This is a genomic window from Streptomyces niveus, from assembly GCF_001723055.1.
GTDB lineage: Bacteria > Actinomycetota > Actinomycetes > Streptomycetales > Streptomycetaceae > Streptomyces > Streptomyces niveus.
Genome location: NZ_MDCR01000064.1, coordinates 22,915 through 40,084, shown reverse-complemented (window position 1 = coordinate 40,084; position 17,170 = coordinate 22,915). Strand labels below are relative to the sequence as shown.

General features: G+C 72.4%; 3 protein-coding genes. All 3 read left to right on the top strand.

All coding sequences use genetic code 11. The features are described 5' to 3' along the window. Position 1 precedes the first annotated feature (1 nt). The 3 genes from BHU15_RS09060 (at position 2) to BHU15_RS09050 (ending at position 17,126) form a co-directional block, all read left to right on the top strand. A complete protein-coding gene (locus BHU15_RS09060) occupies positions 2-5,968 on the top strand; it encodes a type I polyketide synthase (RefSeq protein WP_069626714.1) in 5,967 nt (1,988 codons plus the stop codon). A gap of 102 nt (positions 5,969-6,070) precedes the next feature. Further along, complete coding sequence (locus BHU15_RS09055; RefSeq protein WP_069626713.1) at positions 6,071-7,012, top strand: proline iminopeptidase-family hydrolase; 942 nt, start codon at positions 6,071-6,073, stop codon at positions 7,010-7,012. A gap of 109 nt (positions 7,013-7,121) precedes the next feature. Next, complete coding sequence (locus BHU15_RS09050) at positions 7,122-17,126, top strand: SDR family NAD(P)-dependent oxidoreductase (RefSeq protein WP_438284960.1); 10,005 nt, start codon at positions 7,122-7,124, stop codon at positions 17,124-17,126. Positions 17,127-17,170 lie beyond the last annotated feature (44 nt).

Sequence of the window (17,170 nt, the reverse complement as noted above, 5' to 3'; positions counted from 1 at the left end):
GATGGCCGACACCGACCAGAAACTCGTGGCGGCGCTGCGCGCGTCGCTCAAGGAGTCCGAGAGCCTGCGTACGCGCAACCGCGCCCTGCAGGCCGCCTCCCGCGAACCCATCGCGATCGTGGCGATGAGCTGCCGCTACCCCGGCGCGACCTCTCCCGAGGAGCTGTGGCGGCTGGTCGCCGACGGGACGGACGCCGTCTCGCGGTTCCCCGCCGACCGCGGCTGGGACGAGGAGGGCATCTACGACCCCGAGCCGGGAAAGCCCGGCAAGACGTACTCGCGCGAAGGCGGGTTCCTGTACGACGCGGCCGAGTTCGATCCCGGTTTCTTCGGGATCGCGCCGAACGAGGCGCTGGTGATGGACCCTCAGCAGCGATTGCTGCTGGAGGCGTCGTGGGAGGTGCTTGAGCGGGCGGGCATCGACCCGACGACTCTCAAGGGCAGCCCGACCGGTGTGTTCGCCGGGATGATGTACCACGACTACACGTACAACAGCAGCACGGGCGCCATGGCCTCCGGCCGGGTCGCCTACACCCTGGGTCTTGAGGGCCCCGCGGTGACGATCGACACCGCCTGCTCGTCCTCGCTGGTCGCCCTGCACTGGGCGGTCCAGGCCCTGCGGTCGGGGGAGTGCTCGCTCGCGCTGGCCGGCGGTGTCACCGTGATGGCGACACCCGAGACCTTCATCGAGTTCAGCCACCAGCGCGGGCTGGCGACCGACGGCCGCTGCAAGTCGTACGCCGCGGCGGCTGACGGCACCGGCTGGGGCGAGGGCGTCGGCATGCTCCTGGTGGAGCGGCTGTCGGACGCCCGCCGCAACGGCCACCCGGTGCTGGGGATCGTGCGCGGTACGGCGATCAACCAGGACGGCGCCAGCAACGGCATCACAGCCCCCAACGGCCCGTCCCAGCAGCGGGTGATCAGGCAGGCGCTGGCCAACGCCCGGGTGTCCGCCGACGGGGTCGACCTGATCGAGGGCCACGGCACCGGCACGACGCTCGGCGACCCGATCGAGGCGCAGGCCCTGCTCGCCGCCTACGGGCAGGACCGCCCTGAGGACCGACCGCTGTGGCTGGGTTCGATCAAGTCGAACATCGGTCACACCCAGGCCGCGGCGGGCGTGGCGGGCATCATCAAGGTGGTCGAGGCCATCCGGCACGGTGTCATGCCGCCCACGCTGCACGTCGACGCCCCGACACCCCAGGTGGACTGGGAGTCCGGCGACGTCCGGCTGCTCACCGAGGCGCGGCGGTGGCCCGACCAGGAGCACCCGCGCCGCGCGGGGGTGTCGTCCTTCGGCATCAGCGGGACCAACGCCCACGTCATCATCGAGGAGGCACCGCCCGCCGAGGAGGACGCGCCCCCGGTCGCGGCGACCACCGGGGGCCCGGTGTTGTGGACCCTGTCGGGCAGGACCGGGCAGGCGCTGTCCGCGCAGGCCGAAAGCCTTCACTCCCATCTGCGCGAGCGGCCCGACCTGACGCCCGCGGACGTGGGCCTGTCCCTGGCGAGGGGCCGCGCGGCTCTCGAACACCGTGCGGCGATCGTCGCCGACGACCGTCAGGATCTCCTCGCGGGGCTCACCGCGCTGGCCGCGGGAACCCCGTCGCCGTCCGTCGTCACCGGCAAGCGGCGCGAGGGCAAGGTGGCGTTCCTCTTCACCGGCCAGGGCAGCCAGCGCCTCGGCATGGGACGGGAGTTGTACGAGACCTTCCCGGTCTTCACCGCCGCTTTCGACGAGGTGTGCGAGGCCACGGGCTTGTCGCTCAAGGACGTGGTGTGGGGCGACGAGTCGGCGTTGCACCGCACCGAGTACGCCCAGCCCGCGATCTTCGCCCTGGAAGTCGCCCTGTTCCGGCTGGTGGAGTCCTGGGGAATCAAGCCCGACTACCTCGCCGGGCACTCCATCGGCGAGCTGGCGGCGGCCCATGTCGCGGGCGTTCTCGGCCTTGAGGACGCCGCGCGGCTGGTCGCCGAACGCGGCCGGCTGATGCAGGCGCTCCCGGCGGGCGGGGCCATGACGGCCATCGAGGCCACCGAGGAGGAAGTCGCGCCGCTGCTCACGGACGAGGTGGGGATCGCCGCCCTCAACAGCCCGTCCTCCGTGGTCGTTTCGGGCACCGAGGACGCTGTCGAGGCGGTCGCCGAGCACTTCGCCGACCGCAGGACGCGACGGCTGACCGTCTCCCACGCGTTCCACTCGCCGCTGATGGAACCGATGCTGGAGGACTTCCGCAAGGTCGCCGAGTCCCTCACCTACGAGCGGCCGCGCATCCGGCTGGTGAAGGACATGGCGTCCGCCGACTACTGGGTACGGCATGTGCGCGACGCGGTGCGGTTCGCCGACGACGTACGACGCCTGGAGGCCGAGGGCGTCACCCGGTTCCTGGAGATCGGACCCGACGGCGCCCTCGCCGCCATGGCCCGCCAGACCGCGCCGGAGGCCACCGCCGCCGCCGCCCTGCGCCGCGACCGGCCCGAGGCCACGACACTGCTGACCGCCGTCGCCCAACTGCACACCACGGGCGTCTCTCCCGACTGGACCGCCTTCTTCGCGGACCGGCGGGCACACCGGGTCGATCTGCCCACCTACTCCTTCCAGCGCACCCGTTACTGGCTCCAGGAGCCGGTGGACGCGGGAGGCGGCAGCGCGGCGTCCATGGGCCTCAGCGCGCTCGACCACCCCCTGCTGAGCGCCGAGATCGCCGTTCCCGGCGCACGGACGGTGATCTATACGGGCCGTCTGTCGGCCGACACCCACCCCTGGCTCGCCGACCACGAGGTACTCGGCGCGACGCTGCTGCCCGGCACGGCGTTCGTCGAACTGGCAGTACGCGTGGGCGACCAGGTCGGCCACGGCGTCCTCGAAGAACTGACGCTGCGCGCGCCGCTGGTCCTGCCCGAGAGCGGCGGCGTACAACTGCGGCTGACGGTCGGTGAACCGGTCGAGGACACCGGCCGGCGCCCCCTGAGCATCCACTCGCTCGCCGAGGACGCCGACGACGACGCGCCATGGGTCCTGCACGCCGAAGGCGCCCTGGTGGCCGGAGAGTCCGACGAGGCGTCCTCCTTCGACCTGTCGCGCTGGCCGCCCGACGAGGCGACGAGGATCACCACCGACGGCGCGTACGAACGGTTCGCGGACCTCGGATACGTCTACGGCCCCGCGTTCCAGGCGCTCAAGGCGGCGTGGCGCGTCGGTGACGAGACATTCGCCGAGGTGGCGCTCGCCGACGACGCGGCCGACGCCGAGAGGTTCGTACTGCACCCGGCGCTGCTCGACTCCGCTCTGCACGCGGTGATACTCGGCGCGGGCGAGGACGACGCCACCTCACTGCCGTTCGCCTGGAAGGGTGTGCGGCTGCACGCCTTCGGCGCCAGGGCCGCGCGCGTCCGGTTCACCCCCAACGCCGAGGGCGGCACGACGATCCGCGTCGCCGACCCCCAGGGCCGTCCCGTCGCGTACGTGGAGTCGCTGATCTCCCGGGAGGTCTCCGCCGAGCAGCTCGCACCGGCGCCCGCCGGGCCGGGCGACTCCCTCTTCCACCTCGCGTGGACACCCGCCGCCACCGCCACCGCCACCGCCGCCGAGGCGGACTGGACGACGGTCAACGAACTGGCCGAACTCTCCGGCCCGGTGCCCTCGACGGTCGCCTGGACACCCCCGGCAGGCACCGGCCGGATCGCCGACGACGTCAGGACGGTCACCACCCAGACGCTCCGGACCCTCCAGACCTGGCTCACGGACGAACGGTTCGCCGGCAGCAGGCTCCTGGTGGTCACCCGAGGTGACGACCTGGCACACGCCTCCGCCTGGGGCCTGGTACGCGCCGCCCGCTCGGAGGACCCGGAGCGCTTCGCGCTGCTCGACACCGACGGCGACGACCCGGAGACGATCGGCCGGGCCGTCGCGTCGGGCGAGCCCGACCTGCGCGTACGGGGTCAGGAGATCCTGGTCCCCCGGCTCGCGCGGGTCCCGGCCGCACCGGAGGAGGACGCCCCCTCGCGCTCGCCCTGGGACCGGCCCGGAGCCGTACTGATCACCGGCGGCACAGGCGGTCTCGGCGCGCTCGTCGCCCGCCACCTGGTCGCCGGACACGGCGTCCGGGACCTGCTGCTGACGAGCCGTCGCGGCATCGACGCGCAGGGCGCGGCCGACCTCCGCCAGGAGCTGACCGCACTCGGTGCGACGGTCGAGATCGCCGCCTGCGACGTGGCCGACCGGGACGCCGTCGAGGCGCTGCTGGCCGGCCGCTCCCTCGGCGCCGTCGTCCACACCGCCGGGGTACTGGCCGACAGCATGATCGCCAACCTGACGGCGCACGGCCTCGACCAGGTCCTGCGCCCCAAGGTGGACGGCGCACTCAACCTGCACGACCTCACCCGCGACCAGGAGCTGGGCGCCTTCGTCCTGTTCTCGTCCGCGGCGGGCGTGCTGGGCTCACCCGGCCAGGGCAACTACGCCGCCGCCAACACCTTCCTCGACGCCCTCGCCGCGCGGCGCCACGCCGAGGGACTGCCCGCGCAGTCCCTCGCCTGGGGGCTGTGGGCGGACACCGGCGGAATGGCGGGCCACCTCAGCGAGGCAGACCTGCGGCGGCTGCGCCGCCAGGGCATGCCCGCGCTGTCGTCCCAGGACGGCCTCGCGCTGTTCGACGCCGCGTCCGCGAGGCCCGAGCCGGCGCTCGTGCCGATGAGCCTGGACCTGCGGGCGCTGCGGAACGGGGCCGGAGGCGAACTCCCCGTCGTCCTGCGCGGCCTGGTCCCGGCCGTACGGCGCCGCTCCGCGACCGCCGACCCGTCGGCGCTGCGGCGAGAGCTGGCCGCGATGCCGGCGCGGCAGCGGGAGCGGGCGCTCGGCGAACTGGTGCTGAGCCTCGCCGCCTCCGTGCTCGGACACGCCGACGCCGAAGCCGTCGACCCCAGCCGCGACTTCCTGGAGTCCGGGTTCGACTCGCTCACCGCGATGGAACTGCGCACCGCGCTGATCGCCGCCACCGGGGCGAAGCTGCCCACGATGGCGGTGTTCGACAGCAAGACCCCGGCCAACCTGGCCCGTCTCCTCGCCGACGAGATGGAGTCCGGGACGGCCGCCGCCGGCGCCGAGTCCGCCGCCGAACCCTCGGAAGAGGACGACGAGACGGTGACCGAGATGTTCCGGCGGGCGGTCCGGGCCGGTGACACGACGGGGGCTCTGGGCCTGATGTCGGCGGTCGCGGCGCTGCGACCCCGGTTCGTCACACCCGCCGACCTCGAACAGGCCCCGAAGACGGTGCGGTTGGCGGACGGCCCCGGCCGCCCCCGGCTGATCTGCCTGGCCACACCCATGGCGGGCGGCGGCGTGCACCAGCACGCCCGGCTCGGTTCCGAATTCCGGGACGTGCGCCACGTGTCGGCGGTGGCACTGCCCGGATTCCACCGGGACGAGCCACTGCCCGACTCCGTCGAGGTACTGACACAGGTGCTGGGCGACGCCGTGCTGGCGGCGGCGGACGGTGAGCCGTTCGTCCTGCTCGGCTACTCCTCCGGGGGCATCATCGGCCACATCATCGCCCGTCACCTGGAGGAGACGCTCAAGGTCCCGCCCGCCGGACTCGTCCTGATCGACACCTTCCGGGTCGAGGACACGGCGATGAACGTCGGGTTCGGCCACCTCATGGGCGAACTGCTGACGGTGGAGACGACCCTCGGCAACTACGACGCGGCGCGACTGTCCGCGATGCCGCACTACTTCCAGGTACTGGCGGGCTTCGACCCCGTACGGCTGGACACGCCGACCCTCTTCGTCCAGGCGTCCGAGCCGTTCGTCCAGCCCCCCGAGGGGGTCGACGTGGCGGAGATGCGGGCCCGCCCGTGGGACTCCGAGCACACCCTGCGCACCGTCGAAGGCAACCATTTCTCGCTCGGGCAGGACCACGCCCCGGCGACCGCCCGAGTCATCGAGGAATGGCTGGAGACGCTCGACTGAGCCGTGGCCGACGCCAGGCTTCCCCTCGGAAGAAGTGCACGCCGCGTGCGGGGGACGCGGCAACCGCTGCTGAGAACGACCCGAACTTAGGTGGTTTGAGAAATGGCGTCCACGCCCACGGCCACGGCCAAAGGAACTGTTCCCTTCGGGGAGTACAAGACCTGGTACCGCGTCACCGGGCAGCCCGCTGAGGGCCGCCCGGCCCTCGTCGTCGTGCACGGAGGCCCCGGCTCCACCCACGACTACCTGACGGGGCTGTCCGTCTACGCCGAACAGGGCTGGTCGGTGGTGCACTACGACCAGATCGGGAACGGCGGCTCCACCCACCGTCCCGACGCCGACCCCGGCTTCTGGACGCCCCAGCTCTTCCGCGACGAGCTGGAGAACCTGCTGCGCCGGCTCGACATCGCCGACGACTACGTCCTGTTCGGACAGTCGTGGGGCGGACTGCTCGCCGCCTGGCACGCCTCGGCCCGACCCGCCGGGCTGCGCGGCCTGGTCATCGCCAACGCACCGGCCTCCTACCCCCTGTGGCTCTCGGAGATGGACGTCCTGCGCGCCCAACTGCCGCCCGGCGTCGACGAGACGCTGCGGCGGCACGAGGCCGCCGGCACCACCGACAGCGACGAGTACCTGGAGGCGATGCTGGTCTTCTACAGCCGCCACGTCTGCCGCGTCGAGCCGTGGCCCAGTGAACTCATGGCCTCCTACCTGGAAGCCGTCACCGACCCGACGGTCTACCGCACGATGAACGGTCCCAACGAGTTCCATGTCATCGGCAGCATCCGCGACTGGTCGGTGATCGACTGCCTGCCCGACATCAGCGCGCCCACTCTCATCATCTCGGGCCGCCACGACGAGGCCACCCCGGTCACGGTGCGCCCCTACCAGGAACTCATTCCGGGCGCCCGCTGGGAAATCCTTGAGAACTCCAGCCACAACCCGCACCTGGAGGAGCCGGAGCTGTTCTACGAGGTGCTCGGCGGATTCCTTGACTCGGTACGCGTGAACGACACGCGGACCACGACCGTGAGCGGAGGCTGAGACGACGATGAACGCCGAAGTCGAGGAGATCGTCGAGGCACTGCGTGGCTCGCTGGTCGAGAACGAGAGGCTGCGACAGGACAACGACAGCCTGCGCGCCGCCGCGAGCGTGACCACCGAACCCATCGCGATCATCGGCATGGCCTGCCGTTACCCCGGTGGCGTCGGATCCCCCGAGGAGCTGTGGGCACTGGTCGAGGAAGGCCGCGACGCGATCAGCCCGTTCCCGGACGACCGTGGCTGGGACATGAGCACGCTGTACGACCCCGAGCCCGGAAAGCCCGGCAAGACGTACGCGCGCGAGGGCGGATTCCTGCACGACGCCGCGCAGTTCGACCCCGAGTTCTTCGGGATCAGCCCGCGCGAGGCCCTCACCATGGACCCCCAGCAGCGGCTCCTGCTGGAGATCACCTGGGAGTCGATGGAGCGCGCCGGACTCGACCCGGCGTCGCTGCGCGGCAGCCGCACCGGTGTCTTCGCCGGCGCGATGTACCACGACTACGGCATCACCAGCAGCGACGGCAGCCTCGTCTCCGGACGCGTCGCCTACACCCTCGGGCTGGAAGGCCCGGCGGTCACCGTCGACACGGCCTGCTCGTCGTCGCTGGTCGCACTCCAGTGGGCGTCGCAGGCCCTGCGCTCGGGAGAGTGCACCCTGGCGCTGGCCGGCGGAGTCAGCGTCATGGCCACGCCCGAGACGTTCATCGAGTTCAGCGAGCAGCGCGGACTCTCTGCCGACGGCCGCTGCCGCTCGTTCGCCGCCTCCGCCGACGGGACGGGCTGGGCCGAGGGCGCCGGCGTCCTGCTGCTGGAGAAGCTGTCCGACGCCCGCCGCAACGGGCACCCCGTGCTGGCCGTCGTGCGCGGCTCGGCGGTCAACCAGGACGGCGCGTCCAACGGCTTCAGCGCCCCCAACGGCCCCTCGCAGCGCCGTGTCATCCAGCAGGCGCTCACCTCCGCCGGACTGACGACCGCCGATGTCGACGTCATGGAGGGCCACGGCACCGGCACCTCGCTCGGCGACCCCATCGAGGCGCAGGCACTGCTCGCCACGTACGGACAGGGCCGCGAAGAACCGCTGTGGCTGGGTTCGATCAAGTCCAACATCGGTCACACGCAGGCCGCCGCCGGTGTCGCGGGCGTCATCAAGATGGTCGAGGCCATCCGACGCGGCACGCTGCCGAAGACACTGCACGTCGACGAGGCGTCGCCCCAGGTGGACTGGGAGGCCGGAAACGTCCGCCTGCTCACCGAGGCGCGTGCCTGGCCCGACGCCGACCGGCCGCGCCGCGCCGCGGTGTCCTCGTTCGGCGTCAGCGGCACCAACGCCCATGTGATCATCGAGCAGGCGCAGCCCGACCCCGCGTCCGGCTCCGGGCCGGAGCCCGCCGCACCGCGCCCGTCCACCGACGTACCCCTGCCGCTGCCGCTGTCGGCCGGCACCGAGACCGCGATGCGCGCCCAGGCCCGGCAGTTGGCCGACCACTTGCGGACCACGCCCGACCTCGACCCCGTGGACATGGCGTACTCCCTCGCCACCGCCCGCGCCGCGCTCACCCGCCGCGCCGTCGTGGTCGGCCACGACCGCGACGAGATCCTCGGCGCGCTGACCGCGTTGGCGGACGGCGCTCCCCTCGGCGGCGCCGCGCGGTCGACCGGGCTGACCGCCTTCCTCTTCACCGGCCAGGGCAGCCAGCGCCTCGGCATGGGCCGCGACCTGCACGTGGCGTTCCCCGTGTTCGCACGCGCCTTCGACGAGGTGTGCTCCGCGCTCGACCCCGCCGTGCGCGAGGTGATGTGGGGCGACGAAGAGGCCCTGCGGCGCACCGAGTTCACCCAGCCCGCGATCTTCGCACTCCAGATCGCCCTGTTCCGGCTGCTCGAATCGTGGGGTGTACGGCCCGACTTCGTCGCGGGACACTCCATCGGCGAACTCGCCGCCGCCCATGTGGCCGGCGTGTTCTCCCTGCCCGACGCCGCCTCGCTGATCACCGCGCGGGCACGGCTGATGCAGGCGCTGCCCCCGGGCGGGGCGATGGTGGCGGTCGAGGCCGCCGAGGAGGAGGTCGTCCCGCTGCTTCGGGACGGCGTCGGAATCGCCGCCGTCAACGGCCCCACCTCCGTGGTGCTCTCGGGCACCGAGGAGGCCGTGGACGCGGTCGTCGAACAGCTCGGCGGGCGCAGGACCAACCGGCTGAAGGTGTCGCACGCGTTCCACTCGACGCTGATGGACCCGATGCTCGACGACTTCCGCCGTGTCGCGGAGCGCGTCGCCTACGCCGAGCCCGGCATTCCCGTCGTGGCCAACGGCGATGTCACCACCGCCGCGTACTGGGTGGGGCATGTCCGTGACACCGTCCGCTTCGCCGACGCCGTGACCCGGCTGGAATCCGAAGGCGTCACCCGGTACGTCGAACTCGGGCCCGACGGCATCCTCACCGCGATGGCCCGCCAGTGCCTCACGACCACCGCCGACACCGCCGTACTCGTCCCGGCCCTGCGCCGTAACGAAACCGGACCCGTCGCCGTACTCACCGCCCTCGGCGGCCTGCACACCGCGGGCCTGAAAGTCGACTGGGCGGGTGTCTTCGACGGCCGCGGCGCCCGCCGCGTCGACCTGCCCACCTACCCCTTCCAGCGCGCTCGCTACTGGTTCGACAAGCGCGGCCTGGGCGGCGACGTCACCTCCGCCGGTCTCGACCGGCCCGACCACCCGCTGCTCGGTGCGATGGTGCACCTGCCCGGCTCCGACGGCGTGGTGTTCACCGGACGGCTTTCCACCGGGGCCCACCCCTGGCTGTCCGACCACACCGTGATGGGCTCCGTCCTGCTGCCCGGCACCGCGTACGTGGAACTCGCGGTGCGCGCGGGGGACCAGGTGGGCTGGAACCGCGTCGAGGAACTCAACGTCGCTGCGCCGCTGTTCCTGCCCGAGCACGGCGGCGTCCACATCCAGGTCGCCGTCGACGCGCCCGACGCGTCGGGACTCCGCCCCGTGCGGGTGTTCTCGCGAGCCGACGACGCCCCGCTCGACCGCGAATGGATCCTGCACGCCGAGGGCTTCCTGGCGCCCGACGCCGGTGAGCCCGCCACCGACCTCACGGTGTGGCCTCCGCGCGACGCCGAGCCCCTCGCGGTCGAAGGACTCTACGAACGGCTGGAGTACGGGCCGACGTTCCAGGGACTGCGCGCGGGATGGCGGCGCGGCGACGAGCTGTTCGCCGAGATCGCCCTGCCCGAAGGTGTGGACGCCGGCGGCTTCGGCCTGCATCCCGCCCTGTTCGACTCGGCGTTGCACGTGCTCGACCTGGCGGGCGAGGACGCGAAGGTACTGCCGTTCTCCTGGTCGGACGTCACCCTCCACGCGGAGGGCGCCACCGCCGCACGAGTCCACCTGCGCGTCCGGGCCGACAAGTCCGTGTCCCTGGAACTGGCCGACGCCCTGGGGCGGCCCGTCGCCTCGGTCGGCTCGCTGACGCTGCGCCCCGTCACCGCCGACGGCCTCGCGCCGGCCGCGGCCCGCGTCGCGAACGCCCTCTTCCGCGTGGACTGGATCCCGGCCGCCGAAGTCCGGACACCGGCCGAGGACATCGAGGTGAGCGTTCACCACTGCCCCCCGACGACCGGCGACACACCGGCCGCCGTACGCGCGGTGACCACCGGCGTACTCGAAGCCGTGCGGGCCGCGATCGAGGGCGACACCGCCCTCGTCGTCGTCACCGACGGCGCCACCGACGGCTCCGACCTCGGCCACGCCGCCGCCTGGGGACTGGTACGCGCCGCCGAGGGCGAGCACCCCGGCCGCTTCTTCCTCGTCGACACCGACGCCCCGGTCGACCCCGCCCGCGTCGTCGCGATCGGCGAACCCGAACTGCGCGTGAGCGGCGGCGAGACACGGGTGCCCCGGCTGGTCGGCGTACCGCTCGAATCGGCCGCCTCCACCTGGGACACCGAACGCACCGTCCTGATCACCGGCGGGACAGGTGCCCTCGGGGCCGCTGTCGCCCGGCACCTCGTCACCCGCCACGAGGTACGGCGGCTGCTGCTGACCAGCCGCCGGGGCCCGCAGGCGCCGGGAGCCGCCGAGCTCGCCGAGGAACTGACCGGGCTCGGCGCCGAGGTCGAGGTGGCCGCGTGCGACGCCGCCGACCGCGACGCCCTGGCCACGCTGCTCGACGGCCGGACCATCGGCGGGGTCGTACACGCCGCGGGCGTCCTGGATGACGGCGTGATCCTCTCGATGACGCCCGAACGCGTCGACCACGTGCTCCGTCCGAAGGCGGACGCGGCCTGGCATCTGCACGAACTCACCCGCGACATGGGGCTGACCGCTTTCGTGCTGTTCTCGTCCGTCGCGGGCGTACTCGGTGCCCCCGGACAGGGCAACTACGCCGCCGCCAGCACCCTGCTCGACGGCCTCGCGCGGCATCGGCACGCCGCCGGACTGCCGGCGCTGTCACTGGCCTGGGGTCCGTGGGCCGGGGAGGGCATGGCGGACGGTCTCGCCTCGGTCGGCATGCGCTCCCTGGCACCGGAGGAGGGCCTCGCCCTGCTCGACGCCGCCGCCGGCGTGGCGGAGCCCGTACTGGTGCCCGTGCGGTTCGACCTCGCCGCCTTCGACTCGCCGCCGCCCATCATGCGCGGCCTCGTCCGCGGCCGGTCGCGCCGTGTCCTCGACAACGACGCGTCCGCGACCGGCGTCCTGCGGCAGCGCCTGGCGGGACTCGGTGACGCGGAACGCGCCGACGAACTCCTCGCTCTCGTACGCTCCCAGGCGGCGATGGTCCTGCGCCACGCCGGAGCCGACGCGGTCGACCCGGAGCGGGCCTTCCGCGACCTCGGATTCGACTCCCTCACCGCGATCGAACTGCGCAACCTGCTGGGTGCCGCCACCGGACTGCGCCTGCCAGCCACCCTCGTCTTCGACTACCCCACCCCCGTCGTCCTGGCGGGCCACCTGCTGCGGGAGCTCTCCGGAGCCGTGGAGTCGGCTCCGGTCGCGTCCTTTGTGCGCCCGGAGGACGACGAGCCGATCGCCATTGTCTCGATGGCGTGCCGGTACCCGGGTGGCGTGGACACGCCCGAGGACTTGTGGCGGCTCGTCGACGAGGGTGTCGACGCGATATCGGAGTTCCCGGCCGACCGTGGCTGGGGCGTGGAGGACATCTACGACCCCGAGCCCGGAGTTCCGGGGAAGACCTATGTGCGCGACGGCGGGTTCCTGCACGACGCCGCACAGTTCGACGCCGATTTCTTCGGCATCAGCCCGCGCGAGGCCCTGGACATGGACCCGCAGCAGCGGTTGCTGCTGGAGACCTCGTGGGAGGCGCTGGAGCGTGCCGGGATCGCGCCCACCACGCTGAAGGGCAGCCCGACCGGTGTGTTCGCCGGGGTGATGTACCACGACTACCCCGGCGGCACCGGCGGCGGCAGCCTCGTGTCGGGCCGGGTGGCCTACACCCTCGGTCTCGAAGGCCCCGCGGTGAGCGTGGACACGGCGTGCTCGTCGTCCCTGGTGGCCCTGCACTGGGCGGCGCAGGCACTGCGTTCCGGCGAGTGCTCGCTCGCCCTCGTCGGCGGCGTGACCGTCATGGGCACACCGCGGTCGTTCATCGACTTCAGCGAGCAGCGCGGCCTGGCCGCGGACGGCCGCTGCAAGTCCTTCTCGTCCTCCACCGACGGCACCGGGTGGGGCGAGGGCGCGGGCGTCCTGGTGGTGGAGCGTCTGTCGGAGGCGCGTCGGCTGGGGCATCCGGTGCTCGCGGTGGTGCGCGGGAGCGCGCTCAACCAGGACGGCGCCAGCAACGGCATCACCGCGCCGAACGGCCCCTCCCAGCGCCGCGTGATCAAGCAGGCACTGGCCAACGCCGGTCTGGTGGCCGCCGATGTGGACGCGGTCGAGGCGCATGGGACGGGCACGACGCTGGGTGACCCGATCGAGGCCCAGGCCCTGTTGGAGACCTATGGCCAGAATCGCCTCGAAGGGCGGCCGTTGTGGCTGGGGTCGATCAAGTCGAACATCGGTCACACGCAGGCGGCGGCGGGTGTCGCGGGGATCATCAAGATGGTCGAGGCGATGCGTCACGGCAGGCTGCCGAAGACGCTGCATGTGGAGGAGCCGACGAAGCAGGTCGACTGGGACGCAGGGGATGTGCGGCTGCTGACCGAGGCGCGTGAGTGGCCGAGCGAAGACCGTCCGCGCCGCGCCGCCATCTCCTCCTTCGGAATCAGTGGCACGAACGCCCACGTCATCGTCGAAGAAGTCGTGCCGGTTGCCGAAATGGCGGTGGAGCGGCGGGAGTTGCCGGTGGCTCCGGTGGTGGTGTCGGGGAAGACCCCGGCGGCGCTGGAGGCGCAGATCCGCCGCTTCGGCGAACTGCTACGGGAGGCGGACGCGCTCGATGTCGCGTTCTCGGCCGCCACCGGCCGGGCCGCGCTGGAACACCGAGCGGTGCTCATCGGGTCCGAGACGGTCACGGGCGAGACCGGTGCGGGGAAGGTGGCTTTCCTGTTCACGGGGCAGGGGAGTCAACGCCTGGGTATGGGGCGGGAGTTGTACGAGACGTTCCCGGTGTTCGCGGTGGCGTTCGACGAGGTGTGTGCGGTGCTGGATCCCGCGGTTCGTGAGGTGATGTGGGGTGATGAGGAGGCGCTGAGTCGTACGGAGTTCACTCAGCCCGCGATCTTCGCTCTTGAGGTGGCGTTGTTCCGGCTGGTGGAGTCGTGGGGTGTCAGGCCGGACTTCCTGGCCGGGCATTCGATCGGTGAGTTGGCGGCGGCGCATGTGGCGGGGGTGTTCGGTCTGGAGGACGCGGGCCGGTTGATCGCTGCGCGTGGGCGGTTGATGCAGGGGTTGCCGGCGGGTGGGGCGATGGTCGCCATCCAGGCCACGGAGGAAGAAGTCTCACCATTGCTGACCGAGGGGGTGAGTGTTGCTGCGGTCAACAGCCCTTCTTCGGTGGTGATTTCGGGTGAGGAGGTCGCGGTCGCGGCGGTGGTGGAGCGGTTCACCGACCGCAAGACGACTCGGCTGAAGGTGTCGCACGCGTTCCACTCGCCGCTGATGGATCCGATGCTGGACGACTTCCGCAAGATCGCGGAGAGCGTCACGTACCAGGAGCCGGTGATTCGGCTCGTACGGGATATGGCCTCGGCGGACTACTGGGTGGCGCACGTACGCGAGGCCGTGCGGTTCGCCGATGACGTGCGCCACCTCCAGGACGAGGGTGTGACGCGGTTCCTGGAGATCGGTCCTGATGGTGTGCTGACGGCGATGGCGGGTCAGAGTGCCGAGGGCACGCTGGCACCCACGCTTCGGCGTGACCGTCCCGAGGTGGAGAGCGTGTTCGCCGGTGTGGGCCGTTTGTTCGCCGCCGGTGTTCCGGTCGACTGGAACGCCGTGTTCGACGGGCGCGGTGCGCGGCGCGTGGATCTGCCGACGTATCCCTTCCAGCGCAAGCGCTTCTGGCTGATCGAGCAGTCCGGGGCCACCTCCGGCGCGGACGCCGTCGACCACCCTCTGCTGACGTCGGGTATCGGGCTGCCCGACACCGGAGGTGTCGTCTTCACCGGACGTCTCTCTCTCGACACCCACCCCTGGCTCGCCGACCACGACGTACTGGGTACCCTGCTGCTGCCCGGCACCGGACTGGTCGAACTCGCCCTGCAAGCGGCCGCACAGGTGGACTGCGGCACGGTCGACGAGCTGACCCTGGAGGCGCCGCTCGTCGTTCCCGAGAAGGGCGCGGTCGCCGTGCGCGTTCTCGTGGGCGGCCCCGACGACTCCGAGTCACGCACCGTCGAGATCTACTCGTCCCTGGACGACGAGATCTGGACCCGCAACGCGGCCGGTGCCCTCCTCCCGTCGGCCGTATCTCCCTCGTCCGACCTGATCCAGTGGCCGCCGGTCGGCGCCACGCCGCTCCCGGTGGACGGCGCCTACGAGCGGCTCCTCGCCCGCGGTTACGACTACGGCCCCACGTTCCAGGGGCTGAAAGCGGCCTGGCGGGACGGTGACGGCGTCGTGTTCGCCGAGGTCTCGCTCCCGGAGGGAACGGAGGCTGCCAGGTTCGGCCTGCATCCGGCGTTGCTGGACGCGGCGATGCACGTGGGCCTCATCGAGGAAGGCGCCGCCACCGACGCGCCGGAGCTGCCGTTCTCCTGGAACGGTGTCACGCTCCACCGCGCCGGCGCCTCCGCGCTGCGCGTCCGTCTGTCGAACCCGGAGGGCGGCGACGGCACGGACGTTCTGGTCGCCGACGGGACCGGCGCGCCCGTGCTCTCCGTCGCGAGCCTGACCTCGCGGCCCGTTTCGGCCGAGCAGCTACGGGCCGACGGCGACCACCGCGAGTCGCTGTTCGCCCTCACCTGGACCAAGGCCGGCGACGTGCCCGTACTGGAGACACCCGTCGTGGTGTACGAGGTCCCGCGCGCCGAAGGTGACACATCCGAAGCCGCGCACGCGGTCGCCGACGAGGTGCTGGCGCGTGTCCAGGAATGGCTGGCGGACAAGGGCAGGAGCGATGAGAAACTCGCCGTCGTCACCCGTCGCGCGGTGCCGATCGAGGGCGAGGACGTCGATCTGAGCCAGGCACCCGTGTGGGGCCTGGTCCGTGCGGCGGCGGCGGAGAATCCCGGCCGGTTCCTTCTGCTCGACCTGGGCGACGGGGCCACCGTGCCGCCCTTCGTCGACGCACCCGAGGTGGCGGTTCGAGGCGGCGAACTTCTCGTACCCGCCCTCACCCGCGTACCCGCCTCGGCGGTGGACGCCGGACGCGACCCGTGGGAGTCGTCGCCGACCGTGCTGATCACCGGCGGCACCAGCGGTCTCGGTGCCCTGGTCGCCCGCCACCTGGTGACGGAACACGGCATCCGGCATCTGGTCCTGACCAGCCGTCGGGGCGGAAGCGCACCGGGCGCGGCGGAACTGCGCGCCGAACTGACCGGCCACGGCGCGCGGGTGGACATCGAGGCGTGCGACGTGGCCGACCGCGCCGCGCTGGCCGCGGTGCTCGACCGGCATCCCGTCGGGGCGGTCGTCCACGCGGCCGGTGTCGTGGACAACGGCCTGGTCCGCGGGCTGACGCCGGAGCGCATGGACACGGTCCTGCGGCCCAAGGTGGACGGCGCCTGGCATCTGCACGAGCTGACGGCCGACCGCGACCTGTCCGCGTTCGTCCTGTTCTCCTCGATGGGCGGCCTGCTGCTGGCGGCGGGCCAGGGCAACTACGCCGCGGCGAACGTTTTCCTGGACGCGCTCGCCCACCACCGCCACCGGGCCGGCCTGCCGGTGACCTCACTGGCGTTCGGTCTGTGGGAAGCCGAGACCGGGCTCGGTGAGCTGACCGACGCCGACCGCAAGCGCATGCTCCGCATGGGCCTGCCCGCCCTCTCGCAGGTGGAGGGCCTGGCGCTGCTGGACGACGCGTTGCGTACGGGGGAGCCCGCGCTGGCGCCGTTCCGCCTGGACACAGGGGCCCTGCGGACCCGGCCCGTCGACCAACTGCCGTCGCTGCTGCGTGGTCTGGTGCCCACGTCGCGCCGTCGCGCCGGGGGCGCGGACGCGGCCGGCGGCGGGGACGGCGGCGCGGGACTGCGACGGACCCTGGCGGCGGCGGCCGACGAAGCCGCGCGCGACGGCATCCTGGTCGAGTTGGTCCGTACCCACGTGGCGGCGGTGCTCGGTCACGACGGCGTGGACGCGGTCCGTTCCGACCGGGCGTTCAAGGACCTCGGATTCGACTCGCTCACCGCCGTGGAACTGCGCAACACGCTGCGTTCGGCCACGGGGCTGAAGCTGCCGGCCACCCTGGTCTTCGACCACCCCACCCCTTCCGCCGTCGCCGAGTCCCTGCGCGAGCAGCTGGCCGGCGACCAGGAGCCCGCCGGGTCACCGCTGGAGGCGGAACTGGCCCGTCTGGAAGCGGCGTTGGCGTCGGTGACGCCCGACGAGGAGACGTTCGGCCGCGTCGCCGACCGGCTGCGCGCCCTGGCGGCCGGCTGGACCGAGACCCACAGGCGGGACGAGAGCGACGAGGCCGAACTCGGGTCGCTCTCGGCCGATGAGCTGTTCGACGTCCTCGACGACGAGCTCGATACGCGGTCCGCGTCGTAGAACCTGCCGGACCGGAACCACCACCCATAACGAGGAGAACGACC